Source organism: Levilactobacillus sp. LN180102 (assembly GCF_050106635.1).
GTDB lineage: Bacteria > Bacillota > Bacilli > Lactobacillales > Lactobacillaceae > Levilactobacillus > Levilactobacillus brevis.
On sequence record NZ_JBNIIX010000011.1, the window covers coordinates 79,493 to 103,187 of the forward strand.

Here is a 23,695-nt window from a genome sequence, read left to right on the forward strand (position 1 = left end):
ATGTTAAACTTTAAATTTTCAGCTTTAGCCGCTATCTATGCCGCCAACGTTTTGGACGGTGGTCGTACCATTGAAGAAGTCCCAGCCTACTTGCAGGACGATGTGAAGAATGTCCTTGGCTCCGCAAAAAACTCTACCAGCACCGATTCATCTTCTACGCCTGTGGCCTAGGATTGATGATTGGTGCTTTTTTGATGGGATTTTTTGTGGGAAAGAGATGATGTAGTATGCCACCAACCCCTTTTGGGTGGTCGCTCGTGATAGGCGCTGCTTCGCGTATGGTTGATAACCCGTTTATCGAAGCGTTCCTATGGGCGGTTATGGCCGACCTGTTGACGGGGATTGTTAAATCCTTTTCACCGCGCGCTAAACACAAGGCAGACAGCTCAATCGGGCTGTATGGCCTCGCTAAACATTTGTTAATCATGCTTTTAGTAATTACTATTTATCCAGTTTTGGACGTTCTCGGATTTGATACCATTTCAAATTCAGTCGTCCTTTTTTATATCGCAGAGTATGCCATTTCAATTCTAGAAAACCTTGAAGTCATGGGTTTCCCGATTCCTGACTTTTTGCGAATTCGATTTAAAAAGATGGCTGAAAATGTTGGAAAGGAAAATGATAAAAAATGAATATCACCAAAATTATCCAATTGTTGAGCGATACCGGTATTTTAGGCATCGTTATCTTTTTGTTTGTAGCATGGTTCAATCGAATTAATCCAGCCGTAAAAACTAAGATTGCATCCAATAAATCCGCCAACCAGCGTGAAGCTCTTGGTCTACTGGACAATCTGGCAAGCAATGCGGTTCATCTGCTGTCGGCATCTTATGAAATGCCTGGCGATGAAAAGCGGGAAAAAGCTGTTGCAGATGTCACCAGTCAGCTTAACGGTTTAGGCCATAATGTTGACCCAGCTATTATTTCAGCAGCCATCGAAAAAGCGTACCAGTCGATGACCACGACGGAGACGAAAGCCCAAGCAAAACAGGTCGAATACAATGCCGCTCTGGCGGATACAGAGCAAGCATTCGCTGATAAGCAAGCACAATTGGACAAGCAAGCTGCGACAGTGCCCGCTGACCCAGCACCCTTAAATGTGCCAGAAGGCACGGCAACTACGGAGGGAGATGCTAAGTAATGCCGCACTATGATGTTGTGGATACGTCCAATAACAATGGGATCATGACCGTTGCCAATTGGCGTTCGATGAAGAAGTATAGCGTCAAAGCCATGATAGCCAAGCTATCCGAAGGCACATACTTCACTGACCAAACGGCCAAGCCGAGCATTCGTAACGCGGTATCTGCTGGCTTACACGTCAACGGCTATCACTTTGCCCGATTTACGACAGTGGCTGGGGCTAAGGCCGAAGCCCAGATGGCAGCCCGGAGTGCACTTAAGGCAGGATTGGGCAAGAACAGTGTGATCGTACTTGATTTTGAAGCCACCAACTCTGGCTGGAATCAGAACTCTAAAATTGTTAAGGCCTGGATCAACGAAGTTCATCGCATGGGCTATCCTAAGACGGACGTCTATACGATGGGCAGCTGGATTGATTCGGTACCATTGAACAACTCGGGCCGTGGCGGTTGGGTGGCTAACTATCCTTATAACCCGTCCGGGTTTAAGCTTTATACCGGATATAATGGATGGCAATGGACGTCAAGCATGCACTTTCCGGGTTGTTATGGGACGTTTGATGTATCCCAGATGTACTCAAACTTCTACTATGGCACCACAACTAAGACGATCAAGCCTAAGAAGGCCATCTATTATCGGTATAACCCCAAGATGATCTATGCCCGGACACCGATTAATCGTTACAAGGACGTTGCCTTCAAGCACAAAGTGGACAACTTCCCAGCCGGAACTGTGTTTGCGATTGCTAAAGTGGTGACCTACGGCAAAATTACCCGGTTCCAATTGGCAAATGGCTATTACATCACGTCTAACCAAACCAACGTTAATCACTTATACTATTCTGTTGATGGCGGTGTCAAGCGAGTAAAGTCTGTACGCGGTACTCACCGGTACAAAGATAAGGCCCTCAAACATGTTGTGGACTGGCAGCCAGCCGGCACTGAATTTGATGTCGCTAAGATTGTCAAGTATGGAGATACAACTCGGATTCAGTTGGCTAATGGATTATTTATTAGTGGCAACAAAAAGATTAACAAATTTGTCAAATAAGCGTATAGTACAAGATATACCTGTACGTTACTGATTTAGAAAAAGCGCTCACTCCTAACGGGGGTGGGCGCTTTTTTTGTACAATATCAATATAAATCTTGATATTACGCTGTAACTAATGGCTATGTTGTATTTGAATTTGTGGGATAATAAGCAAAATACTTGCATCATTTTTTCTAATGTTTAAGCTTACCTTAAGAAAGGGAATTATTGAATATCAGAAAGGAGTTTTTATATGTTTGGATGGCTATGGTCAATTATTGTTGGAGCTATTATTGGGGTTATCGCAGGAGCTATCACAAATAAAGGTGGATCAATGGGGTGGATTGCTAATATTTTAGCCGGTCTTATTGGTTCTTGGTTAGGTCAATCATTACTGGGAACTTGGGGACCATCTTTAGCAGGAATGGCTTTAGTTCCATCAATTTTAGGTGCTATTATCTTGGTTTTGATTGTTTCAACAATCTTTGGTATGCGTGGCAAGACCAAATAAGGTGGTGATTCAATGCGACGAGGGAATAAGGTGCTTTTAACTATTTTGGGCCTAATTCTACTAGCTTTGGCTGTCCTTCAAGTCGGTTGGTGGTTACCGATCCCGGGTCTTTCGGCATGGAGTACAGATGTAAGTTATACTCAAATGTTCTGGTTAAAATATGCTTTGGCTGGAGCAGTAATCATTGTTGGAATCGTTGGTCTAGTATTTATGATGATGGGCATCTTCAAACCAATTCGTGAGAAGCAATGGCAATTTACTAATCAAATTGGAATGTTGGAAGTACCTCAAGCTGCGATAGAAAAGGCATTACGCCAACAATTGGCTGAACAAGTTGGCGTAATTGACCCACAAGTAACAATAAAATTATTACGTCACAAACGGGTTCGAATGAAAGCTGTGGCTCAGGTTAGTTCAGCAGATCAAATTGACTCGTTGGCAGAACAGGCTGAACAAGTGATTGAAAACTATTTACAGCGGCAGTTAGATTTGACGGTCACCAAACCAGTCGTTCAGCTATCACCAGTTGATAGAAAACAGCATGTATCAGTTGTGTAAGGTAAAGGAGGTAGTGCCATGAGCAACGGCGCATATGGAGCACTATGGGGCCTAGTTTTAGGGCTCGTATGGGTCTTTCAAAGCTTTCCCGCGATGTTGTTAGTTGCAGCAGCTGGCCTAGTGGGTTGGGGGGTTGGAAGGTTTGTTCGCATCGATCTGTCAGCTCTAGGTAAACGGATTGAGCAACTCTTGTCAAGATAATTAAGGAGGGGTCTTATGACCACGGAAAACACAAAATTGACCACAAAATTGACATTTGAAGATGATGTAATTAAGAAGATTGCCGGATTAGCATCACGTAATGTTGATGGTGTTTTGGCGTTAGAAGGCGGTATGATTAGTAATCTGACAAATCGCTTTCGTAGTGATTCTGATCCAACTCAAGGGGTCGAAGCACAAGTTGGTGAGAAACAAGTTGCACTGGATATGACAATTACCGTTGAATACGGTAAAGATATGCGCCAAATCTTTAATCAGCTTTGCCAGCGTGTACAACAAGATGTCGAGCGATTCACTGGATTAGAAGTAGTTGATATCAAAGTTCATATCAATGATGTGATGAGTAAACAGGAATGGCAGGAACAAGCATCTGGTAAACCAAATTCAACAGTTGACACTGATACTAAAATTAAATAGGTGAGGAGTCGATAGATATGGATAAACAGTCAGAAACAAAGAAAATAGTTACATTTGATGACACGGTATTGGAAAAGATTGCGGGTAAGACGGCGAGCGAAGTCGATGGTGTGCTGAGTTTACAAGGCAACCTGATTGATAATTTATCGGATCGATTAACAGAGAGTGATCGACCGCAATCTGGCGTCGATATTGAACTGGATGACCAACAAAAGACCGTGGCCATTGAACTGGATGCCATCCTAGAATATGGGAAACGTGCCGAAGAAATTTTAACCAAAGTGACGAGTAAGATTACCAGTGCGGTGACCACCATGACTGGCTATCGAGTGACCGAGGTTAAGCTTCGGGTCAAAGATATGCTAACTAAGGATGAATGGCAGCAACGGCAGCAGTCATCGAGTGATAAGAAGAAAAAATAGCGATATGATATAAATAGGGTATATGGAGCTATTGTTGCGGTATTAGCATAGAAGAGATGTAAGAACTGTTTAAGAGTTAGTGCGATAGACACTAACTCTTTTCGATTCTTCTGATAGAAGACTATTTTCAATAAAAATTTTGACCGCTGACTTTGTTCGCGTATTTTGTTGTCAACATTTGGATGCACCACCGTTTTTTATAATAAAAGGCGATCAGTTGAGGTTATCCTTTGTTTATAATTAATTGAGCTGTAACTTATTAACCGCCATATTTTCTCCTATGCGCTTACTTTTGTAGATATGATCGCATACTTGCTAATTACGAATTGTTTTCTATCATTATAATGTCCGTAGAGAGCGACATGTGAATTGAGTGTAGCCTGATAAAGAAAATTGAGCCCATGTTGATGAACTAAGCAATTGACTCGATGATCAGAATCATCTTCAATTTTAACGAAAAGAAGTAGAGGGGACAGTTTTAGAACTTTGGGTTCAGATACAATATGGCCATTAATCGCAAATCGATTCATACATACTCACCTCAGCTCTTATTATACGAACAAACGTTCGACACTTCAAGTGGTAAAATATGACTGTCAATGTCGACAACTTGTCGACATGGTAGGCAACGAAAAACATAAAATGGTGAAATGCCTACGATTTGTCGGCACATGAGAGAAACGGCTTAGTCGAGATTAGGTTTCCTTAGTGTAGGTAGAGCTTGTAGATTCCAGATAAATCGTATTGTAAAAAAACAGATTAGGCCTTCTTGGAATGGCTTAAATCATCTTAGAACTAATCGTCCGACAGGAAGCGTTCATGGCCGTTTTACAAACTGACGAAGACGAAACTAAGTAAGAAACGTTGTTATATCAATGCTAAGGTCTGGTTATGGTTGGTAAATTATCACCTGAAACCGGACCTTTTTCTGTTTTCCCACATTCTTCCCACGACGGTTTCCAATTGTGGGAAGAATCACGCTTATTCTGGCATATTGATTAGGCATTATGGGAAGTCTTCGAAAGTGTATTGTCAAAGATGTTAGCAGTCTCACGCTGCTTCTCCTTTGTTGCATGGACATAGGCATCCATAATTGAAATACACAAGCATATGTTCTTTGAGCGAGTTAAAGAAAAGCCCAGTTAAGAACTGAACTTAGTTACTACTTGTTAGGTTCTTGAGGGTCTGCTGGGAATGAATAAAGGTATTTTTTTAGCATACTGTCTACGCTGTTTACTTTTAAAGTTAGTTTGTTTATGAGCATCCTGATCATTAATAAAAGGTGCTGATGGATTTAGAATGACGGTTCCAGTTATACTATCGGAAATAAAAAGTTATCTTACGATGTATCTTACAGTTCGGAACAAAATACTCTTGAATTCAAGCTTAATCAAGCAAAGTCGTCTCGGCAACTAAAACATGATGATATTGCGGGTAAGAGCATTAGAGTGGGAAATACCTATCGCAATGTGACTGTGAGGGTAAATGATCCAAATGATATGAGTTATACAGAAAAATTTTATAGTGAATATCTTGAGAATCATCCTTATGAATTAAATTTACCGTGGATAATTAGTATACGTAACTTGCCGACATTTCAAATTCAAGCTTTCGTCTCAAACGGCCAGCTCTTTGAACAGCAGTCTCTATCAATCTTTCCGTCTACAGTGATCTTTAACCAGATAATATTCGATTCAGGCCCAACATCAGACCCAACACCTAAACCAGATAATAAACCCTCTGTGAAGCCAACCTCCAGAAAAAAGGAACCCCTCAGAAGAGAATTACACGTAGGCAAGGAATTAAAAAATATCAGATGTTTAAAGAGGCTGTGTCTGTAAAGAGAAGCAGTCAGTTATCAATAACTACAGATAAAAAACAAAGCAGCGAGAGCCATGATGCAATTGCCACAAACTAGTAACAGTACAGGATTAGCTGTAACTGTTTTGGAATTACTACTACTCATAACAGCTCTGGTGATCAAAAAGAAAGGGTAAATCGGAGTTTTGTGTATGAGACTATTAAATTTTTGATTGGCAAAATTACATCAAAGATGTAAGACAAAAAGCACTTACCTTGTAATGAGGCGAGTGCCTTTTTGTATAGCTAGCTATTAAATGAAATATAAAATTATTAGTCTTATATATTAGGCGCTATCGATGTTTTTCACACCGTTTGCTGTGACAATTACACTTTTATTGTCTTTGTAGAGATTAATAAAGCTCGGTGTAATAGTACCTAGAGAAAAATAGCCAAAAATTGTAATTTTGAATTGTTTCAATTGTAGAAATTTTTGTTTTTGTATTGCTATTAATTTTTATTTTTACGAGAAAAGTAGATGGATCTGGGCTAGTTCAAACACCAGAAGTTAAAATGATAACATGGTATGTTTTGGATGTTCCGTTTGTCCTTTTGGTAATTGTGCAAGTTGTTTGGGGGATCATCATTAAGAAACAAAGATAGTTTGCCATAAAAAGTGCATTTCGAATGCATCATCTAGGAACACTAATTTACTGATGTTTTTGAAAAGCCATCCTTAAGCCAGCGAAGTATTAAAAGCACTAAAACAAACCAAGCACCAGAGAGATTAAAATGTGTAATACAAATTATACCAAAGATGGTTAAAGGCATTAGTACATATGTGACCACCGTCGGAGTTGTTCTATTCGATTCAGAAAGTGAGGGGTGCTTATTTCTCAAAGGAACTTCTAATTTGATATAGTAAATGTAATATAAAATAGCTAAGATAATAGCATAACACACCAATATGTTAATAGAAGAAATATAAGAAGCTGTGCCAAAAAATAATGCAAGTGGTATCAATTCTGAAGAGTTTGTTAGCGCATACTTGTAATCAAATTTCATTATAATCCCCCCCTAAACTAAGTATAGCATTCGAAGATAATTCTGAAGACTAAAAAGGAACAACACCACATTGAAATTGTCCTTATTTTAGGTATTGTTTGTCTTCACGAGTACTCACTATTTTTTTGATTAGTCGCAAATCGGGTGGCCACTTCTCACCGACAAAACCAGTATAAATGATGGTCAGTTGAGTGTGCACCTGAATCCGCTTGATTAGTGATTCCAGATAGACAAGAGTGCCTGTTTCCATAGTATGTAGGGTGGGAGCTACTACATATATTAAGCGAATTGAACGTGTTAGAGTAACAGTTGAAAAATTTGTTAATTTGATAGTATATGTACATATTGGACAACTGTTTAAAGTTAGCATCAACTAATACATTTATCGGCACTGCCTCTTTATCTAGACCTGTTTTGCCGTAAAGATTTAATCTCTGAATGTATTATCTGTGAACACTGTTTTAACAATGTCTAGAAACCAACAAGCTTTTAATAGAATCTTCTTGCCTTGAAATATCTTCTGCTGATGAAACTAAATGAATTTGTCTTAAGAAATTATTTTGTACTAAATATAGTAAGCGTTAAAATTAAACCTAATATGATTTAGGGGGCTATATGATGTTAGAAAAAATGGCATACAAAGAACTATTGAGTCATGCGTTTGACATTCCTATTTCAGTTACTTATTGGGATGGTTCAATTGCCACATATGGTGAGGGAACTCCAAATATTGCAATAACGTTTAAGAAAGAAATTTCGCTTAAATCAATGACATCTGAGCCAACTCTTGTGTTAGCAGAGGCTTATATGAATGGCGAAATTGAAATTGATGGCAGTATACAAGAATTAATTACATCTGCTTTTCGAACCGACCATAGTTTTTTAACCAACAATCCCTTCTTGAAACATTTGCCAAGTATTTCTCACTCAGAAAAAAATAGCGAACGAGATATTCAGAAGCATTATGATATTGGGAATGAGTTTTATCGGTTATGGTTGGATAAAACCATGACTTACTCATGCGCTTATTTTGAACATGATAACGATACTCTCGAAGAAGCACAATTAAATAAGGACCGACACATTATTCATAAGTTGAACCCCGAATCTGGGAAACGGCTGTTGGATATTGGCAGTGGATGGGGCACTTTACTATTTATGGCTGCTGAGGAATTTGGACTCAATGCGACGGGAGTAACCTTAAGTCAAGAGCAGTATGATTATACGCAGGAGCAAATTAAGGTTCGTCACCTTGAAAGCAAGGTTTCTGTGTTACTTGAAGATTATCGTGAAGTGGATGATAAGTATGATTACGTTACTTCCGTTGGAATGTTTGAGCATGTGGGGAAAGAAAATTTAGGACTATACTTTAATAAAGTTAAAGACTTGTTGAAGCCTAATGGGCAAGCTTTAATTCATGGAATTACAGGCCAGCATGAAGGAGCCGGCGTTGACCCATTTTTGAATAAATACATCTTCCATGGTGGGTATATTCCCAATGTTGCTGAAAATTTACGGCACGTTATGGATTCAGGGTTACAATTGACAGACCTAGAAACTTTACGTCGGCACTATCAAAGAACATTGGAAATTTGGTATAACAATTACAATGGTGTTATTGATCAAGTAAGAGAAGAGTATGGAGTCCCATTCTCTAGAATGTGGTCGCTATACCTCCAAGCTTGTGCAGGGGCATTTGAATCGGGAAATATTGATGTTATGCAATACTTACTTACAAATGCTCCAAGTGGAACTGGCCTACCAATGACACGTCAATATGTTTATCAGAACGAAGTATAGTGAGATTGTTATTGATAAACCAATGGTGGCGATCTGAAACCGTAGGAATATAAACGCAGTATCGCTAACACCTCCTTAGACCAGTTCAGACCAGTATGGAGTAGCAGGGAATTTATTAAGAAACAGGAAGCACTCATGGCCGTTTTATGAACCGACGAAGACGAAGCCAAGTAATGGTACAGAATGGAATAGTGCTTTTAACAGAATTAGGGACCAATATAAAAGAGGTTCAGGTGCGTCTAGGACACGCACCTGAACCTCTTTTATATTAGCTCTATTATCTAGAATCAAAGCCAAGATAATAATTATAACTGCCCAGCCGAAGCACCCGAGTTTGTCATTCATTTCATTCACCTTACTTGTAGATAGATTCCCGTCACTTGCTCTTTTCATAAGTTCCTCATGACTAGGTAGTCAGCTTTTAATGTCATCAGGTCTGAACGTATGCTTCTCCCCGGAGTCGAACCGAGAAAAAGTACCAGAAAGTACCAGATAGAAGCTTTATTCAAAGTGGCACTTAGTGTACCCATGCTTTTTTGCCCAGCGCAATGTAACATGTTTCTTGTAGGAGGCACGTTTCAACCCGCGACAATGCTTGGAATAGTGATACTTCATACCATGTTTAGGCGCAATCCACACATAGGTGGTTTTTGCATGAGCAACGGTGGCATTCGGAACAACGGGGACTGTACCACCCATGAATAGGGTGAAGCTCAAAGCAATGATTGTGATGTTCTTTTTAATATTTTTCATAAAATCCTCCTGTATTTAGTTGTTGTGTGTATCTGAAATAGTCACGATCGATTAACTAATTTTTGACACGATTCACTTTGGGTAGACTAAAAAGATAAAATATGTATATAAAAAGTAAACGGAAAAAATATTTTGTGATCTTCAAATTAGGCAATAAAACTATTCTATATTAAACTCATCGTTGAATGCAACTGGTGTTTTTAACCAATTCTTAAAAAATGCCGTATGATGTAAAGATGATTTCGTGAAATCAGTTAGAGAAGCATAAAAAGAGCCATTCAAGCGATGGCTTAAATGGCTTAAACAGAAATGTTTAATTAACGCTGTTCTCGTCGAGAATTGTGGATACGTTGTAGAATCAAAACAATTGATAACACATTCATCAATAGGCTGGAGAAGTTTAAAAGACGGGTGAGTTTATTCATTGTTAAGACCTCCTGTATTTATACTAAAAGTGTACCGAAATCGATGAGCAATTGCGAATGTTGTGCTTGGGTTACTCACGTTCAGCGTCTTCGGCCAATTCTAGCCAAATCGTCAGGGGTGAGGGGATATAGTCCGGCCAAATTTCCATTTTCTTGGCACAACGTTCCAAAAGGTGGCTCTTACCTTTAAGTGCCAAATCCTCAAAGATCGTCAGGGCCTGGGTATTATCTTCTAAGTCAACTTTGAGTGTCGCAGCATTGTGACGCCATTCTTCAATTAAATCTTGATAAATGACGATGCGACGCGCCTGAAGAATGGTGTAATCAACGCCTTCAACGTGGAGCTGTTTAACAAAACGGTCATATTCGTTGAATACAGCTGTCTGAGCACGTTGCCAGTCAGTTTCTGTAAAATCACGTTCCTCTTCTTTCATTCTGATGACCTCTAATTCCCATCTCCAATAACATGATTTGTTATTTAAGATATTCCTAATTTGTTAAAGTATCTTGTCACAGTATAGCATTTTCAAAGGGAATGGTAAGGAGAAACTTTGTGGTGAGTGACGGCGATCACTCACCGATGCTATCTTATATGGTGATAATTTATTGCCTCATCGTACAAAAAAGACGCTCCACCACCGGGAACGCCTCTAACATTAATGCTCAATTTTATCTTGTTTCAATAATTCCACAATTTCCTGCAAGTATTTTTCTTCTTGGGATGGGACGGCTTCTTCAGGTTCTTCCGCCGGTTTGGCAATCAGCTTATTAATCAGTTTGATGAGTAGGAAAACAACAAACGCAATAATTAAGAAATTAATCACTGAGTTGATGAAAGCGCCATAGCGGAAATGCGCACTGCCTACGGTAAAGACCAAATTAGAAAAATCAATGCTGCCGACAAAGATCCCCAGTAATGGGTTAATGATGTTTGTGACTAAAGAATTAACAATGGCAGTAAACGCAGCCCCAACAATTACCCCGACAGCCAGATCCATGACATTGCCCCGGGCAATGAACTCTTTAAATTCTTTTAACACAAGTATTATCCTCCTTAAGTAAAATATTAACTATCCTCTATTCTCAACGATTTTCTTATAAAATGCAATCGAAACGCTAAAAACGGTTTTTGATTGTTATGTGGGTTTTATCAGCAGTGGGCCAGGGTTTATGTTATAATGTAAGTGGTTTCAAATGCGGTAAAGGTGGTCTGAAATTTTTTCATGGATGGCCCAAGGATTCTGGGCGTTTTGGTTGCAATCCAGTGAAAAATCCACTATTATTAGTCATCGATACATTTTAAAGTGTTTGGGCAACCGAAACGGCCTTAAAATGTTTTGAGAACCGAGTGGATTGTCATTAAATAGGAGGTGATTACCATGCTGAGTCGAACCAAGGAATTTTTACGACAACATAATTATCGCTATGAGAAGTCGTATATTCGGCCATTGATGGCGCCAGAGAGCGTCTACGTCTTTAAGTTCGGTCGCGATTCGCTCAATAACCGGGTAATCATTCGTTATGGTCATACGTGGACTGGGCGTCAGCGAATTAACGAGATTGATTTGCGATTGCACAAGCAAAAGCATCCACGTGTGTTTCAAAATGAGGCAGATATGCTAGATTATTTGGAAACACATCTTGCCCAACGGGAGCAGCGCAACGCTGGCCACACGACCGATGCTGAGAAGGTTTAAGCGGGTCGATTAATTCTTTAATGTTCAGTGGAAGCCGGTGACAATGTTGGTTGTCGCCGGCTTTTTCTCATTTAAATTTATTTTTCAAAGGAGCGCGTTTACATGCAATGGACGGAAGTCAGTGTAATGACAACTAATGAAGCGGTAGAAGCCGTTAGTAACATTTTACAAGAAGCCGGTGCTAGTGGCGTTAAGATTGATGATGCCGCAGACTATGCTAATTTAAAGCCAGGAAAATATGGTGAAATCGTTGATCTTGACAGTATCCCTCATCGAACGAGTGGTGCCGAGATTAGTGCCTATTATCCCGAAACAATCTTCGTGCCAGAGATCTTACCAACGATTCGCCAACGCGTGCAGGAGTTAACCCAATTTGGTTTAGACCCAACGCCAGGAACGGTGACCACGAAGGCAGTTGATGATGAGAGTTGGGCCACTGCTTGGCAAAAGTATTACCATCCGGTTCGGGTGACCCGTTACTTAACCGTGACACCAAGCTGGGAGAAATATACCCCCGTCCAGCCTAACGAACACGTCATTCGTTTAGATCCTGGAATGGCCTTTGGAACGGGAACCCATCCCACAACGCGCCTTTCCATGACTGCCTTGGAAATGGTGGTTCGCGGTGGTGAGACGATGTATGACGTTGGAACTGGGTCCGGTGTTTTGAGCATTGCCGCGAAGTATCTCGGTGTTAATCAGATTACAGCATTTGATTTAGACGAAGTAGCGGTACGTTCAGCCAAAACCAACCTTGATTTAAATCCCATTGCGACTGATGTTGTGGCTAAGCCCAATGATTTGTTAAAGGGCATCCATCACCCGGTTAATTTAGTAGTGGCCAATATTCTAGCGGAAATCATCTTACCACTAGTTCCGCAGGCGTGGGAGAACTTGACGCCAGGTGGTTATTTCTTAACGTCAGGAATTATCGCCGACAAGTTAGCTGAAGTGGTTGCGGCCCAAGAAAAACAAGGTTTCGTCATTGACAACATCTTACAGATGAAGGATTGGCGTGGCGTAATTGCTCATAGGCCAACGGAGGATGAATAGGCATGCAACGGTATTTTTTAGATGAAACGGGTGTTGATGGCACGAACTTGACGTTGCCAGCGGCCATCTATCATCATTGGGTAACGGTTCTCAGAGCTGAAGTCGGATCAGTGGCAGAATTTGTGGACGATCAAGCCCAGCTTTTTCATGGACAATTGGTCACTGTGACGCCCGATCAGGCGACGGTGACGTTAACGGCAGTACCGACACCAGCCGTTGAACTCCCAGTTGAGGTAATCATTGCTTGCGGGTTACCAAAACAGGAAAAGGCAGAGTGGATTACCCAAAAGGCCACGGAATTAGGTGTGACCCACATCATCTTCTTTGGGGCGGAATGGTCCGTTGCCAAGTGGTCAGCCAATAAGGTGCCCAAGAAATTAGCGCGGCTCACCAAGATTGCCCATGGTGCGGCCGAACAGGCGCATCGCTTACGGCGACCAACGGTGAGTTATGCCCCTAACTTGGCCGCCGTACTGGCAACGTCGGCTGACGTTACCATTCTGGCCTATGAAGAGTCAGCTAAGCAAGGTGAGCAGGCCGCCTTAAATCAACAATTACAGCGACTGCATCCTCAGCAACACTTAATGGCTGTATTTGGTCCTGAGGGTGGGATCAGCCCAGCGGAAGTGACACGAGCTCAGGCGGCAGGAGCTATTTTAGCGGGGCTTGGTCCTCGGATCTTACGAACTGAAACGGCACCATTATATCTGTTATCTGCGGTTTCAGTGGTTTGTGAGCTACAGCAACCGAGATAAGCAGATGAAATCTCTTTGAAAACATGCTAAAATAGTTGCAATTATTAAGAGAGCTAGGTGAAGTTGGATGGCCTTTTGGGAAAAGATTGGTTGGCGTTATTGGGTGCTAGCGGTAATCGTGGGGATTGGGTTACCGATAGGGAGTACCTTAATTGGGCTAAGTCCGGTTTGGCGATTTGGTGGCTTATTGTTACTAATCAATGGGGGATTAGCGATTGGTCTTGGTCGGCGAATTTACCAACATGCCCAGCCAGGCTGGTGGCTATTGATCTGGCCACTGACGTATTTCGTTGGTGCAATTGGGTGGTTACCACAGTATACGTGGTACCTCGCAATTGTCTACCTGTGTCTATCATACGTGAGTTATGGGCTAGCCCAGACGCACAAACAAATAAGATCATAATTTAAAAACTAAGGGTGGTGGCGTCCATATGACCAAAGAACGTGTCTGGACGGCTGATGAAGTCATTGCAAGAGTCGGTAAATACATGAATGCGCAGCATGTGGAAATGGTGGTTAAAGCCTGTCATTTTGCAACTGTGGCCCATCAAGACCAACATCGTCAATCGGGCGAACCCTATATCATGCATCCCATTCAAGTAGCCGGGATTTTAGCAGATCTGAATATGGACCCCGAAACGGTATCTGCCGGTTTTTTGCATGACATTGTAGAAGACACGGGGGCCACTTTGGGGGATGTCCGCGAACTTTTTGGCGATGACGTCGCCTTGATTGTGGATGGCGTGACCAAACTTGGGAAGATTAAGTACAAATCCAATCGAGAACAACTAGCGGAAAATCACCGTAAGCTTCTATTGGCCATGTCCAAGGACATCCGGGTGATGATCGTTAAATTGGCGGATCGGCTGCATAATATGCGAACGCTAGAACACTTGCGGCCGGATAAGCAACGGCGGATTGCTAATGAAACGTTAGAAATCTATGCTCCACTAGCTGATCGTTTAGGGATTAGTACAATTAAGTGGGAACTGGAGGACGTCTCGTTACGTTACTTGAACCCACAACAGTATTACCGAATTGTGCACCTGATGAATTCACGCCGTGATCAGCGGGAACAATATATCGCGGGTGCAATTAAAGACATTCAAGCATCTATCAGTGATCTAAAGATTGATCCAGAAATTTATGGGCGACCGAAGCATATTTATTCCGTTTACCGTAAAATGAAAGACCAGCACAAACAGTTTAGCCAGATCTATGACTTACTCGCGATCCGCGTCATTGTCGACACGATTAAGGACTGTTATGCCGTTTTGGGAGCGATCCACTCACAATGGAAGCCAATGCCCGGTCGATTCAAGGACTACATTGCGATGCCTAAGGCCAACATGTATCAATCATTGCATACGACTGTTATCGGGCCAGAGGGCAAACCCTTAGAGGTTCAGATCCGGACGAAAGAAATGCATGCCGTGGCTGAATATGGGGTAGCTGCTCACTGGGCTTACAAGGAAGGCGTTAAGGATAAGGTTCAGACAACCAACACGGGTGACAAGCTGAACTTATTCAAGCACATTATCGAGCTTCAAGAAGATACGGATGACGCTTCTGACTTTATGGATAGCGTTAAGGGCGAATTGTTTGGCGATCATGTCTATGCGTTCACTCCTAAAGGCGACGTTTTAGAGTTACCTAAGGGCGCGGGGCCACTAGATATGGCGTATGCCATTCATACTGAAGTGGGGCACCATACGACTGGTGCAACCATTAATGGTAAAATTGTGCCGTTGAATTACGAAATTAAGAACGGTGATATTGTCGACATTCGGACGTCTGCTAGTTCTTCCGGGCCGAGTCGAGATTGGATGAAATTGGTCTCGACTCGCCGGGCCCGGAACAAGATCAAACAGTTCTTCCGGCAAAGTGATCGGGAAGAAAACATTGTTCAAGGGCAAGAGATGGTGGCTCGGCTCATTCATGAATTGGGGTATGATCCCAAGGCTTTGATGAGTAAAGAGAATCTGGATAAAGTCACGGCTAAAATGCACTATCAACATGCGGATGATTTATTAGCCGCAATTGGGTTTGGTGATGTGCAGCCGCGAGGGGTCGTCAATCGATTGACCGATGACGTTCGTCAGGCTGCCGAAAATGAGCGGCGGCGTCAAGAAGAACGAGAACTACTAGAAGAACATCAAACGATTAAGAATGAACCGGATAATGATAAGAAAGACCGCAAAAATAAAAAAGATGTTGATGCGGTGGTCATCGAAGGGGTCGATAACCTCTTAATTCGGCTGAGTCATTGTTGTTCGCCGGTTCCCGGAGATGATATTGTTGGGTACATCACCAAGGGCCGTGGCGTATCGGTCCACCGTAAGGACTGTCCCAATGTGTTGAATGCCGAACAAAATGGCGAGCGGATTGTTGCAGTTCGTTGGGGTAATATTGCTGGTGACAAGACAAATTACAATGCGGACATCGAAGTTCAAGGCTACAATCGCAACGGCCTGTTAAATGACGTTTTACGGACGATTAATAATAATACGAAGTACTTAACGTCAATTAATGGCAAGGTTGATCACAATAAGATGGCGACCATTTCTATTAGCTTAGGAACGCGGAACCGCGTTGAGCTGCAACGAATTTTAGATAATATTAAAAATGTCGCGGACGTTTATGTCGTTAAGCGGGCATTCCATTAACGAAAGGTGGTGGCATGAATTGCGGGTATTATTACAGCGGGTAAGCCAGGCAAGTGTCAGCATTGATAATGCTGTGCATGGTCAAATCGGACCCGGATTTTTATTATTGGTCGGTGCACAGGATCAAGATACCAGCGAACAGATTGATTATCTCGTCCATAAGATTAGTCACTTGCGGGTTTTTGAAGATGATGCCGGTAAAATGAATCTGAGCATCAATGACGTTGGTGGTCAGATCTTGTCAGTATCGCAGTTTACCCTCTATGCCAATACCAAAAAGGGCAATCGTCCCAGTTTTGTGGGGGCCGGTGATCCGCAGCATGCTAGCCAGATCTATGATGAATTTAATCAGAAATTGGCGGCAACTGGATTAACGGTGGCGACTGGTGTGTTCGGTGCTGATATGCAGGTGGCATTGGTAAACGATGGACCTGTAACCATCTGGTTTGATACGGATGCTTAAAAACCAGTAGAGAAAAATCGGACAGACAGGTTACTTAATGCCTGTTCCGTACTAGATGAAAAGACAGCGAGTCCAGGACGTCTGTCCTGAACTCGCTTTTTAGGAGGATTTATGCGCTATTCACAGCTTTTTTGGGATTTTGATGGGACCCTAGTTGACACGTATCCGGGCATGGTGGCGGCCTTTGGAGAGGCGCTTGTTGCCAGCGGGGTGAATGACTTTGAAATTGATCAGGATGCAATCTATCAAGCGATGCGACAACACAGCCTAGGTACAGCGTTACAACGGTTTTCGGCAGAGTACCAGTTGGATGTTTCCCGCTTAAAACGGTTGTATCAGTTGCGCGCGGAACCCCGCTTAGCTGACGCGCCCGTCGTTGACGGTGCTGCTGAAATTTTGGCGGCAACTGTTGCGGCAGGTGGGCGTAACTTTTTGTTAACGCATCGGAATCATCGTGCGATGGATCGTTTGGCAACGGCTGATTTGGCACAGTATTTTTCGGGGCAGGTCACGGCCGACGATGATTATCCGCGCAAACCAGATCCCACAAGCCTGTTGGCGTTATGCCAACAATATGCGGTCAAGCGCCAGTCGGCCTTGATGATTGGCGATCGGAATTTAGACGTTCAAGCAGGGCATCGAGCTGGCATGGCCGGTGCGCTGTTTGATCCCGAACACTTGATTGTGGATGAAAGCCACCCGGAAATTCGAGTGATTCGTCTGGCCGAGTTATTGGCGTGGTTACAAGCCTAAAAAAAGCCCCACTGAGTTGGCATTGCGCTAACTCAGTGGGTTTTTCAATTTTGATTATCCACGGGCGAGGACGTTATCAACAGCGTCACCGTACGTTTCACCAAATAGATTCAAGTGCGCGAGTAGATAGTACAGCTGGTAGTGGGGTAAGCGATCGGCATAGCCAGGAGTTAAGGGATAACTGTCTTGATATCCCCGGTAGAAGTCGCTCGTAAAACCGCCAAAGATGGTCGTCATTGCTAGGTCAAATTCCCGATCTCCGTACAAGACATCGGGATCAATGAGGGTCGGCGTACCATCTTGAGTGAAGAGATAGTTGCCGGACCATAAATCGCCATGTAGTAAGGCGGGCTGAATAAAACGACCATGATTTTCTGTGATGATCCGTTGGCGAACTTGATCATAGGCTGCCTGTCGCTGCGGTGTCCATAGGTGCTGTTCTTGGGCCCGACGAACTAGGGGGTCCAGTCGCTGTTGGAGGTAGAAGGTTGTCCAGTCCGATTGCCATTGATTATGTTTCGGGAGCTTACCTACGAGGTTATCCGTATCGAACCCAAAGCGTGGGGCGGTTACCCGGTGAACGCGGGCGACAGCTTGGCCCAAATCATATTGACTGCCGTGACCAGTTTCTAAAAATTCGAGAACGAGGTAAGCATCCCCTTCAATTTCACCGGTTGCGAGAACATCCGGGACGTTGACGGCTTGACCTAGTGCCTGTAGGCCGGCAACTTCGTGGTGATAGAATTGCGCTGAAGTGTGTGGTTGAACCAATAAGAATACTGGTCCTTCAACCGTTATCAGCTGATATGCCTGATTAATATCACCGCCAGCTACCGGGGTTATCGCCGTGATTTTAGGAAGTGGTAGCTGTTGGAGCCAGTCAGATGTGAGCATCATCATCAGATCTTCTTTCTTAATTATTAGGATGCAGATTGGAAATAAGTGCTTAGGCCAGCAACAACACGTTTTGCGACCTGGTCTTGGTAGGCGGCGCGGCGAATGTAGCTAAAGTCTTTTTTGGTATTGATGTAGCCCATTTCAATTAGAAGTGACGGTCGGCTGTTATCCCGGATGACTTCAAAGTTACCAAATTTGACGCCCCGATTGGTTAATGGTAGATCACTCATGCCCTGATTGATTGCTTTGGCCAAAGCGTAAGAAGTTTGACGATGATAGTAGTAAGTCGTTGTTCCTGATCCCAGATTATCTGCTGGGGCGGAGTCAAAGTGAAAACTGATAAAGGCACTGGCTTGATTGGTGTTTGCTAGTGCCGGGCGGTCGGCCAAACTAACCGTCTTATCGGTATCACGCGTCATGATGACATGTGCGCCGCGGGCACGTAAGCGCTGGGCCACTTTTTTAGCTAAAGCCAGTGTGTAGACCTTTTCGTCGTGTTTTTGATCGATTGATAAAGCACCGGAATCACTACCACCATGACCAGGATCGAGAACAATCGTCGCTTCGGATAAATTGGTGACGCGTTTTAAACTGCCGGGATGGTCGACCAACCAACTCGCAACCCATCCGAAATGATTTTGGCTATCACGAACATGATACCAATTGTTTTTTTCGCCTAAGATCGTTAATCGGCTATTTTTTTTGACTTTGTGGGTCGCCTGATACGTTAATCCAGGACCGTTACGTAGGTTCAAGTTGCTGACGGTTGCTGTGACGGCATTATGTTGGGTGAATGCCCACAATAAGCCACCAGCGACTAAGAGAATAACTAGGCTGGTGACGAGGCCTGGCCAGTTTTTAAGTTTGAAATGCATGTTCAATCTCCTTAACACTTTTTCATGATGAGCACATTTTTTAGAAATTAAGCTTAATTATAGCACGATTCAATTGGGAGTCTGATTGCCGCTCATAAAATTTTGATTAAGCCATCAGTGAGTTGACAGATAAACCATAAACTGGCAGAATCAAGCTTAAAATTTAAGGTGGCTGTTGAGATGAAAAAGTGGGGAGCTTTGGGGGTATTAATAATAGGATTAGTGATAGGAGTTGCCTGGTGGTCTCGGCAAACGCCCCGATCGGTTCCCGTAAACACGACGTCCAAAACTAAGCCAGCCGTACCCAAATTAACGTTACGAGAAGAACGCCGCCAGCCTGAGTTACGGTATGTTAGCGTGATCTTGTACGCGATTGATCATGATCGGCAACGCCATTTGCAGCGTTGGCAAGAGGTTAGTGATGTCGATGCCGGGTGGCAGATTGATATTTATCCGCATGCTGGTCAAGACCGGTATTTAGTCTGGCCAGATCAGCGAATAACTGCGGCCGAAAAGAACTTAGCTCCCAATTGGTTTACTTGGCATTCCGGTCACGTTAGCTATCACAGTTTTATCGTGCATTCCTTTCGGCGGGAGATGGTTAAAACCGTGTCAATTCAAACGTTACTAAATTGGGCGAATGCGACGTCAAATCGTCGCCACCAGGTCCGGCATTTAGTCACCCATTTGACGGTCAAGGATCACCGTTAGCTAGGAGTTACTTGGCAGAACAGCTTGACTTTTTTCAGTGTATTCAGTATTCTTAAGAAGAATAAAATAGATTGCCAAAGAGAAAGACTAGTAAGGCCTACCCCGCTGACAGAGACGTCAACTTGCTGAAAATGACGAACGGGCGCAACTTGAAGACACTTTTGAGGCTAATGGTGGCAGTAGCGACCATTCGTTTGCAACGTTATCCTGCAGAAAATATAAAAGGTGGTACCGTGCATACCTGCGCCCTTGTCAATTGACAGGGGCGTTTTTTATTTTCCGCGGCAATGAGAAGGGAGAATTGAACATGCGTTATCAACGACCAAAAGGAACGGCCGACATCTTACCGGGTGATTCACAGACCTGGCAATTTGTTGAAGCCACTGCGCGGCAATTATTTGCCAACTATCGGTTCGAAGAAATTCGGACGCCCATGTTTGAAAACTTCGAAGTTTTCTCACGGACTTCTGGGGACACGTCGGACATTGTAACTAAAGAAATGTATGATTTTAAGGATAAGGGGGATCGACACCTGTCCTTACGACCAGAAGGAACCGCGGGGGTTGTTCGGGCCTTCGTTGAGAATAAATTGTATGGACCGGAAACGCAAAAGCCTTACAAGGTCTATTATATGGGACCGATGTTTCGTTATGAACGACCACAGTCTGGTCGGCAACGGCAGTTCCACCAAATTGGGGTGGAAGCCTTTGGTAGCGATGCACCAGAATTAGACGTTGAAGTCATTGCTTTAGGGATGAACTTGTTAGGCAAGCTAGGGCTGACGCATTTACGGTTAGCAGTTAACACGTTGGGCGATCAGGAGACGCGGACGGCTTATCGTCAAGCGTTGATTGACTTCTTAGAACCTCACTTCGATGAATTGAGTGAAGATTCCAAGGTACGGTTGCACAAAAATCCATTGCGGGTTTTGGATAGTAAAGACAAGCACGACCAGGAATTAGTGGCGGATGCGCCATCGATTTTGGACTTCTTAACGCCAACGGCAACGGCGCACTTCGATCGCGTGAAGGCCAGCTTGGATGCGCTAGGGATTGATTACGATGTCGATGCCACGATGGTCCGCGGGTTAGATTACTACAACCACACAATTTTTGAAATTATGGCTGATTCACCGGCACTGGGCGAAGGTTATACGACAGTGCTGGCGGGTGGTCGGTACAATGGTCTCGTAGAAGAACTTGGCGGTCCAGAAATGCCTGGCGTGGGCTTTGGTCTTGGTGTTGAGCGCTTAGTGCTCTTAATGCAGGCCGAGCAAGTGGCAATCCCAGATAATCACCCACTGGACGTTTATGTCGTGGGTATTGGTGATCAGACGTCGTTAGCAACGCTCAAGATCGTTCAGGCCATTCGTCAGTCAGGCTTAACGGCTGATCGGGATTATCTGGATCGGAAGCCTAAGGCCCAATTTAAGACGGCTAATCGGCTTAATGCCGCTTATACGTTGACGATTGGTGAACAAGAGTTGGCGGACCATACGGCTAACTTGAAGTCGATGGCTACCGGTGAAGAAATCAGCGTGCCATTGGCTGATATTTATCAAGATTTCCAAAATGTCGTCGCAACTAAATTTACGGCAAAATAAGAGGGGCAGAGTAATGGAAAAGAATCTAAAACGAACCACCTATGCGGGCTTGGTCGATGAAGCTTATCTCGACCAGATCGTTGTTCTAAAAGGTTGGGTGCAAAAGCGCCGGGACCTGGGAAGTTTGATCTTCATTGATCTTCGAGACCGTGAAGGAATCGTGCAATTGGTCTTTAGTGAAGAATACAGTCAAGCGGCCCTTGCTGTGGCTGATCAGTTACGGAACGAATATGTGATTGAAGTGCAGGGACAAGTGGTTGCGCGGGCTGACAAAGAAGTTAACGCAGACATGCGTACGGGTAAAGTAGAAGTCCGGGTCACGGGGATTAATCTACTAAATAAATCCAAAGCTTTGCCATTTGATATTAAAGATGATTTGAATGCCTCTGATGAGTTACGTCTACAGTACCGGTATTTGGATCTTCGGCGGCCCGAGATGCAGCGTGCTATTCGGTTGCGGAATCGAATTATCCAATCCGTCCACAGTTACTTTGATAACAATGGATTTATCGATATTGAGACGCCTAACTTAACCAAGTCGACACCAGAAGGGGCCCGAGATTATTTAGTTCCTTCACGGATTTACCCGGGACACTTCTACGCCTTACCGCAGTCACCACAACTTTTCAAGCAACTATTAATGGGGTCTGGGTTTGATCGTTACTACCAAATTGCCCGCTGTTTCCGGGATGAAGATTTACGAGGCGACCGGCAACCTGAATTTACCCAGATTGACTTAGAAACCTCCTTCTTGACGGCTGAAGAAATCCAAGATTTGACAGAAGGCTTAATTGCGAAAGTCATGAAGGATACCTTAAATGTGGATGTTAAGTTGCCATTCCAACGGATGGACTGGGATGATTCAATGGCCCGTTACGGAACTGACCAACCAGATGTTCGTTTTGGAATGGAATTAAAGGATCTGTCTGAAATGATGGCCGATACTGACTTTAAGGTCTTCTCCGGTGCTGTGGCTAATGGTGGTCAAGTGAAGGCCATTGCCGTACCTGGTGGTGCTGACCTATACAGTCGTAAAGACCTTGATAAGTATGGCAAGTACATCGAACGATTTGGCGCCAAGGGTCTAGCTTGGTTGAAAGTTACCGATGATGGCTTTAGCGGTCCAATTGCGAAGTTCTTTAAGGAAGGTGACTGGTTCGATCAGATTACGGCAGCCACCGATGCCAAATCTGGCGACCTCTTATTATTTGCGGCGGACTCCAAGCGAGTCGTTGCGCAAACATTAGGTTACTTGCGGGTTGCGATTGCCAAGGAACAAGATATGATTGACGAAAACAAGTGGGCCTTCCTCTGGATCGTTAACTGGCCATTATTTGACTACGACGTTGATCTGGAGCGGTGGGTACCAGCGCACCATCCATTTACGATGCCGGCTGAAGGCGATGCGCACTACTTGAACGACGGTGAAGATCCACATAAAGCCTACGCTCAGAGTTATGACATCATTTTAAATGGGCTAGAATTAGGCGGTGGGTCTATCCGGATTCATACGCGTGAGCTACAGATGAAGATGCTAAAGGCCTTAGGCTTCACACCAGAACGGGCCGAAAGTCAATTTGGCTTCCTGCTGAAAGCTTTAGACTATGGTTTCCCGCCTCATGGTGGTCTGGCCATTGGCTTAGATCGATTTGCCCGCTTGCTAGCTAAGCGTGACAATATTCGTGATGTGATTGCCTTCCCTAAGAATTCGAAGGCCACTGAACCAATGACGGAAGCACCAACCACGGTTGCTGATAAGCAATTGTTGGATTTGGATTTGCTAATCGCCAAAAAAGACGCCCCAACTGAAGATTAAAACGGCACTAGCTTTTCTAAGCACAACGAGTCCAGAATTTTTGGCTCTTTGTCAACGGGTGTTGATGGAGGGTTTATGTGGAACTTCGTTCACTTGCGAACGGGGTTCCTTTTCTTTACTCTGATTTTAAATTCAATTTGAATACGAAAAACAAAGTTTTTCCAATTCCGGTATCCGTATGCTGTCCGCTTAATCTGTTTAATCTTTCGATTGACGCCTTCAATGGGACCGTTGGAAAGTGTACTATTGGTCATATTTTGG

28 protein-coding genes are annotated in these 23,695 nt (G+C 43.5%); 21 read left to right on the forward strand and 7 right to left on the reverse strand.

Annotation, left to right across the window (positions count from 1 at the left end):
- The 10 genes from ACP4IT_RS08075 (at window position 1) to ACP4IT_RS08120 (ending at window position 6,765) form a co-directional block, all read left to right on the forward strand.
- Window positions 1-171 carry a CD1375 family protein gene (locus tag ACP4IT_RS08075; protein WP_011667838.1) on the forward strand — a complete coding sequence of 57 codons (171 nt, stop codon included), beginning with the start codon at window positions 1-3 and terminating at the stop codon, window positions 169-171.
- Window positions 172-227: 56 nt separating this feature from the next.
- On the forward strand, window positions 228-632 hold the full coding sequence (locus tag ACP4IT_RS08080) for a phage holin family protein (RefSeq protein WP_015474081.1): 405 nt from the start codon (window positions 228-230) through the stop codon (window positions 630-632).
- Window positions 629-1,141 carry a phage holin, LLH family gene (locus ACP4IT_RS08085; RefSeq protein ID WP_267668517.1) on the forward strand — a complete coding sequence of 171 codons (513 nt, stop codon included), beginning with the start codon at window positions 629-631 and terminating at the stop codon, window positions 1,139-1,141. The genes ACP4IT_RS08080 and ACP4IT_RS08085 overlap by 4 nt, the downstream gene beginning before the upstream one ends.
- Window positions 1,141-2,193, forward strand: coding sequence for a GH25 family lysozyme (locus ACP4IT_RS08090; protein WP_216577320.1), 1,053 nt, complete (start codon window positions 1,141-1,143; stop codon window positions 2,191-2,193). Before ACP4IT_RS08085 ends, ACP4IT_RS08090 begins: the two co-directional genes overlap by 1 nt.
- A 235-nt stretch (window positions 2,194-2,428) precedes the next feature.
- Window positions 2,429-2,686 carry a GlsB/YeaQ/YmgE family stress response membrane protein gene (locus ACP4IT_RS08095; protein WP_021742232.1) on the forward strand — a complete coding sequence of 86 codons (258 nt, stop codon included), beginning with the start codon at window positions 2,429-2,431 and terminating at the stop codon, window positions 2,684-2,686.
- A gap of 12 nt (window positions 2,687-2,698) precedes the next feature.
- Window positions 2,699-3,244, forward strand: a complete 546-nt coding sequence (gene amaP / locus ACP4IT_RS08100) for an alkaline shock response membrane anchor protein AmaP (protein WP_139560059.1) — start codon at window positions 2,699-2,701, stop codon at window positions 3,242-3,244.
- Window positions 3,245-3,262: 18 nt separating this feature from the next.
- Window positions 3,263-3,445: a hypothetical protein gene (locus ACP4IT_RS08105; protein WP_021742230.1), complete on the forward strand. Its 183-nt coding sequence runs from the start codon at window positions 3,263-3,265 to the stop codon at window positions 3,443-3,445.
- A 15-nt stretch (window positions 3,446-3,460) separates the two neighbouring features.
- Window positions 3,461-3,880, forward strand: a complete 420-nt coding sequence (locus ACP4IT_RS08110; protein WP_087609448.1) for an Asp23/Gls24 family envelope stress response protein — start codon at window positions 3,461-3,463, stop codon at window positions 3,878-3,880.
- Between the two features lie 17 nt (window positions 3,881-3,897).
- Window positions 3,898-4,302 (forward strand): Asp23/Gls24 family envelope stress response protein, encoded by a 405-nt coding sequence (locus ACP4IT_RS08115; RefSeq protein ID WP_426855492.1) that lies wholly within the window; start codon window positions 3,898-3,900, stop codon window positions 4,300-4,302.
- Between the two features lie 2,280 nt (window positions 4,303-6,582).
- Window positions 6,583-6,765 (forward strand): DUF3923 family protein, encoded by a 183-nt coding sequence (locus ACP4IT_RS08120; RefSeq protein WP_350028553.1) that lies wholly within the window; start codon window positions 6,583-6,585, stop codon window positions 6,763-6,765.
- 42 nt (window positions 6,766-6,807) lie between these two features.
- On the opposite strand, the gene ACP4IT_RS08125 is transcribed toward ACP4IT_RS08120, so the two are convergent.
- The gene (locus tag ACP4IT_RS08125; RefSeq protein ID WP_011667492.1) at window positions 6,808-7,167 is read right to left on the reverse strand and encodes a hypothetical protein; all 360 of its coding nucleotides are present in this window, start codon (window positions 7,165-7,167) and stop codon (window positions 6,808-6,810) included.
- Window positions 7,168-7,785: 618 nt separating this feature from the next.
- Between ACP4IT_RS08125 and ACP4IT_RS08130 the strand changes: the two genes are divergently transcribed.
- Window positions 7,786-8,967 carry an SAM-dependent methyltransferase gene (locus tag ACP4IT_RS08130; RefSeq protein ID WP_024854985.1) on the forward strand — a complete coding sequence of 394 codons (1,182 nt, stop codon included), beginning with the start codon at window positions 7,786-7,788 and terminating at the stop codon, window positions 8,965-8,967.
- Between the two features lie 501 nt (window positions 8,968-9,468).
- On the opposite strand, the gene ACP4IT_RS08135 is transcribed toward ACP4IT_RS08130, so the two are convergent.
- From ACP4IT_RS08135 to mscL, 3 genes are all read right to left on the reverse strand, one after another.
- A complete protein-coding gene (locus ACP4IT_RS08135; RefSeq protein ID WP_011667495.1) occupies window positions 9,469-9,720 on the reverse strand; it encodes a hypothetical protein in 252 nt (83 codons plus the stop codon).
- Window positions 9,721-10,216: 496 nt separating this feature from the next.
- Window positions 10,217-10,579: a hypothetical protein gene (locus tag ACP4IT_RS08140; protein WP_011667496.1), complete on the reverse strand. Its 363-nt coding sequence runs from the start codon at window positions 10,577-10,579 to the stop codon at window positions 10,217-10,219.
- Window positions 10,580-10,801: 222 nt separating this feature from the next.
- Complete coding sequence (gene mscL / locus ACP4IT_RS08145; RefSeq protein WP_011667497.1) at window positions 10,802-11,185, reverse strand: large-conductance mechanosensitive channel protein MscL; 384 nt, start codon at window positions 11,183-11,185, stop codon at window positions 10,802-10,804.
- Between the two features lie 339 nt (window positions 11,186-11,524).
- Between mscL and ACP4IT_RS08150 the strand changes: the two genes are divergently transcribed.
- The 7 genes from ACP4IT_RS08150 to ACP4IT_RS08180 all read left to right on the forward strand — a co-directional run bounded on the left by ACP4IT_RS08150 (window position 11,525) and on the right by ACP4IT_RS08180 (window position 17,532).
- On the forward strand, window positions 11,525-11,842 hold the full coding sequence (locus ACP4IT_RS08150; RefSeq protein WP_011667498.1) for a hypothetical protein: 318 nt from the start codon (window positions 11,525-11,527) through the stop codon (window positions 11,840-11,842).
- A gap of 102 nt (window positions 11,843-11,944) precedes the next feature.
- Entirely contained in the window at window positions 11,945-12,895 is a 951-nt protein-coding gene (gene prmA / locus ACP4IT_RS08155; protein ID WP_156646336.1) for a 50S ribosomal protein L11 methyltransferase, read from the forward strand.
- Window positions 12,896-12,897: 2 nt separating this feature from the next.
- Window positions 12,898-13,650 (forward strand): RsmE family RNA methyltransferase, encoded by a 753-nt coding sequence (locus ACP4IT_RS08160; RefSeq protein ID WP_011667500.1) that lies wholly within the window; start codon window positions 12,898-12,900, stop codon window positions 13,648-13,650.
- Window positions 13,651-13,717: 67 nt separating this feature from the next.
- Window positions 13,718-14,053: a hypothetical protein gene (locus ACP4IT_RS08165; protein ID WP_011667501.1), complete on the forward strand. Its 336-nt coding sequence runs from the start codon at window positions 13,718-13,720 to the stop codon at window positions 14,051-14,053.
- 28 nt (window positions 14,054-14,081) lie between these two features.
- Complete coding sequence (locus tag ACP4IT_RS08170; protein WP_024854987.1) at window positions 14,082-16,316, forward strand: RelA/SpoT family protein; 2,235 nt, start codon at window positions 14,082-14,084, stop codon at window positions 16,314-16,316.
- A 19-nt stretch (window positions 16,317-16,335) separates the two neighbouring features.
- Window positions 16,336-16,779, forward strand: coding sequence for a D-aminoacyl-tRNA deacylase (gene dtd / locus ACP4IT_RS08175; RefSeq protein ID WP_024854988.1), 444 nt, complete (start codon window positions 16,336-16,338; stop codon window positions 16,777-16,779).
- 111 nt (window positions 16,780-16,890) lie between these two features.
- Entirely contained in the window at window positions 16,891-17,532 is a 642-nt protein-coding gene (locus ACP4IT_RS08180) for an HAD-IA family hydrolase (RefSeq protein WP_015473804.1), read from the forward strand.
- A gap of 54 nt (window positions 17,533-17,586) precedes the next feature.
- Here the strand turns inward: ACP4IT_RS08180 and ACP4IT_RS08185 are convergent, their stop codons facing one another.
- Window positions 17,587-18,429 (reverse strand): fructosamine kinase family protein, encoded by an 843-nt coding sequence (locus ACP4IT_RS08185; RefSeq protein ID WP_024854989.1) that lies wholly within the window; start codon window positions 18,427-18,429, stop codon window positions 17,587-17,589.
- Window positions 18,430-18,452: 23 nt separating this feature from the next.
- Window positions 18,453-19,304 carry an N-acetylmuramoyl-L-alanine amidase gene (locus ACP4IT_RS08190; protein ID WP_011667506.1) on the reverse strand — a complete coding sequence of 284 codons (852 nt, stop codon included), beginning with the start codon at window positions 19,302-19,304 and terminating at the stop codon, window positions 18,453-18,455.
- A 180-nt stretch (window positions 19,305-19,484) separates the two neighbouring features.
- On the opposite strand from ACP4IT_RS08190, the gene ACP4IT_RS08195 reads away from it, so the two are divergent.
- The 3 genes from ACP4IT_RS08195 to aspS all read left to right on the forward strand — a co-directional run bounded on the left by ACP4IT_RS08195 (window position 19,485) and on the right by aspS (window position 23,434).
- Window positions 19,485-20,015 carry a hypothetical protein gene (locus tag ACP4IT_RS08195; protein WP_041815350.1) on the forward strand — a complete coding sequence of 177 codons (531 nt, stop codon included), beginning with the start codon at window positions 19,485-19,487 and terminating at the stop codon, window positions 20,013-20,015.
- A gap of 307 nt (window positions 20,016-20,322) precedes the next feature.
- Window positions 20,323-21,618 (forward strand): histidine--tRNA ligase, encoded by a 1,296-nt coding sequence (gene hisS, locus ACP4IT_RS08200; RefSeq protein ID WP_011667509.1) that lies wholly within the window; start codon window positions 20,323-20,325, stop codon window positions 21,616-21,618.
- A gap of 13 nt (window positions 21,619-21,631) precedes the next feature.
- Window positions 21,632-23,434, forward strand: a complete 1,803-nt coding sequence (gene aspS, locus ACP4IT_RS08205; protein ID WP_172757693.1) for an aspartate--tRNA ligase — start codon at window positions 21,632-21,634, stop codon at window positions 23,432-23,434.
- A gap of 89 nt (window positions 23,435-23,523) precedes the next feature.
- On the opposite strand, the gene ACP4IT_RS08210 is transcribed toward aspS, so the two are convergent.
- The coding region (locus tag ACP4IT_RS08210; protein WP_426855498.1) for a transposase at window positions 23,524-23,695 on the reverse strand (172 nt) is incomplete at its 5' end.

Excerpts from the sequence above, each read along its gene's own strand:
- ACP4IT_RS08075 (WP_011667838.1), top strand. The coding sequence starts at position 1 with ATGTTAAACTTTAAATTTTCAGCTTTAGCCGCTATCTATGCCGCCAAC.
- ACP4IT_RS08080 (WP_015474081.1), top strand. The coding sequence starts at position 228 with ATGCCACCAACCCCTTTTGGGTGGTCGCTCGTGATAGGCGCTGCTTCG.
- ACP4IT_RS08085 (WP_267668517.1), top strand. The coding sequence starts at position 629 with ATGAATATCACCAAAATTATCCAATTGTTGAGCGATACCGGTATTTTA.
- ACP4IT_RS08090 (WP_216577320.1), top strand. The coding sequence starts at position 1,141 with ATGCCGCACTATGATGTTGTGGATACGTCCAATAACAATGGGATCATG.
- ACP4IT_RS08095 (WP_021742232.1), top strand. The coding sequence starts at position 2,429 with ATGTTTGGATGGCTATGGTCAATTATTGTTGGAGCTATTATTGGGGTT.
- amaP (WP_139560059.1), top strand. The coding sequence starts at position 2,699 with ATGCGACGAGGGAATAAGGTGCTTTTAACTATTTTGGGCCTAATTCTA.
- ACP4IT_RS08105 (WP_021742230.1), top strand. The coding sequence starts at position 3,263 with ATGAGCAACGGCGCATATGGAGCACTATGGGGCCTAGTTTTAGGGCTC.
- ACP4IT_RS08110 (WP_087609448.1), top strand. The coding sequence starts at position 3,461 with ATGACCACGGAAAACACAAAATTGACCACAAAATTGACATTTGAAGAT.
- ACP4IT_RS08115 (WP_426855492.1), top strand. The coding sequence starts at position 3,898 with ATGGATAAACAGTCAGAAACAAAGAAAATAGTTACATTTGATGACACG.
- ACP4IT_RS08125 (WP_011667492.1), bottom strand. The coding sequence starts at position 7,167 with ATGAAATTTGATTACAAGTATGCGCTAACAAACTCTTCAGAATTGATA.
- ACP4IT_RS08130 (WP_024854985.1), top strand. The coding sequence starts at position 7,786 with ATGTTAGAAAAAATGGCATACAAAGAACTATTGAGTCATGCGTTTGAC.
- ACP4IT_RS08135 (WP_011667495.1), bottom strand. The coding sequence starts at position 9,720 with ATGAAAAATATTAAAAAGAACATCACAATCATTGCTTTGAGCTTCACC.
- ACP4IT_RS08140 (WP_011667496.1), bottom strand. The coding sequence starts at position 10,579 with ATGAAAGAAGAGGAACGTGATTTTACAGAAACTGACTGGCAACGTGCT.
- ACP4IT_RS08150 (WP_011667498.1), top strand. The coding sequence starts at position 11,525 with ATGCTGAGTCGAACCAAGGAATTTTTACGACAACATAATTATCGCTAT.
- prmA (WP_156646336.1), top strand. The coding sequence starts at position 11,945 with ATGCAATGGACGGAAGTCAGTGTAATGACAACTAATGAAGCGGTAGAA.
- ACP4IT_RS08160 (WP_011667500.1), top strand. The coding sequence starts at position 12,898 with ATGCAACGGTATTTTTTAGATGAAACGGGTGTTGATGGCACGAACTTG.
- ACP4IT_RS08165 (WP_011667501.1), top strand. The coding sequence starts at position 13,718 with ATGGCCTTTTGGGAAAAGATTGGTTGGCGTTATTGGGTGCTAGCGGTA.
- ACP4IT_RS08170 (WP_024854987.1), top strand. The coding sequence starts at position 14,082 with ATGACCAAAGAACGTGTCTGGACGGCTGATGAAGTCATTGCAAGAGTC.
- ACP4IT_RS08180 (WP_015473804.1), top strand. The coding sequence starts at position 16,891 with ATGCGCTATTCACAGCTTTTTTGGGATTTTGATGGGACCCTAGTTGAC.
- ACP4IT_RS08185 (WP_024854989.1), bottom strand. The coding sequence starts at position 18,429 with ATGATGCTCACATCTGACTGGCTCCAACAGCTACCACTTCCTAAAATC.
- ACP4IT_RS08190 (WP_011667506.1), bottom strand. The coding sequence starts at position 19,304 with ATGCATTTCAAACTTAAAAACTGGCCAGGCCTCGTCACCAGCCTAGTT.
- ACP4IT_RS08195 (WP_041815350.1), top strand. The coding sequence starts at position 19,485 with ATGAAAAAGTGGGGAGCTTTGGGGGTATTAATAATAGGATTAGTGATA.
- hisS (WP_011667509.1), top strand. The coding sequence starts at position 20,323 with ATGCGTTATCAACGACCAAAAGGAACGGCCGACATCTTACCGGGTGAT.
- aspS (WP_172757693.1), top strand. The coding sequence starts at position 21,632 with ATGGAAAAGAATCTAAAACGAACCACCTATGCGGGCTTGGTCGATGAA.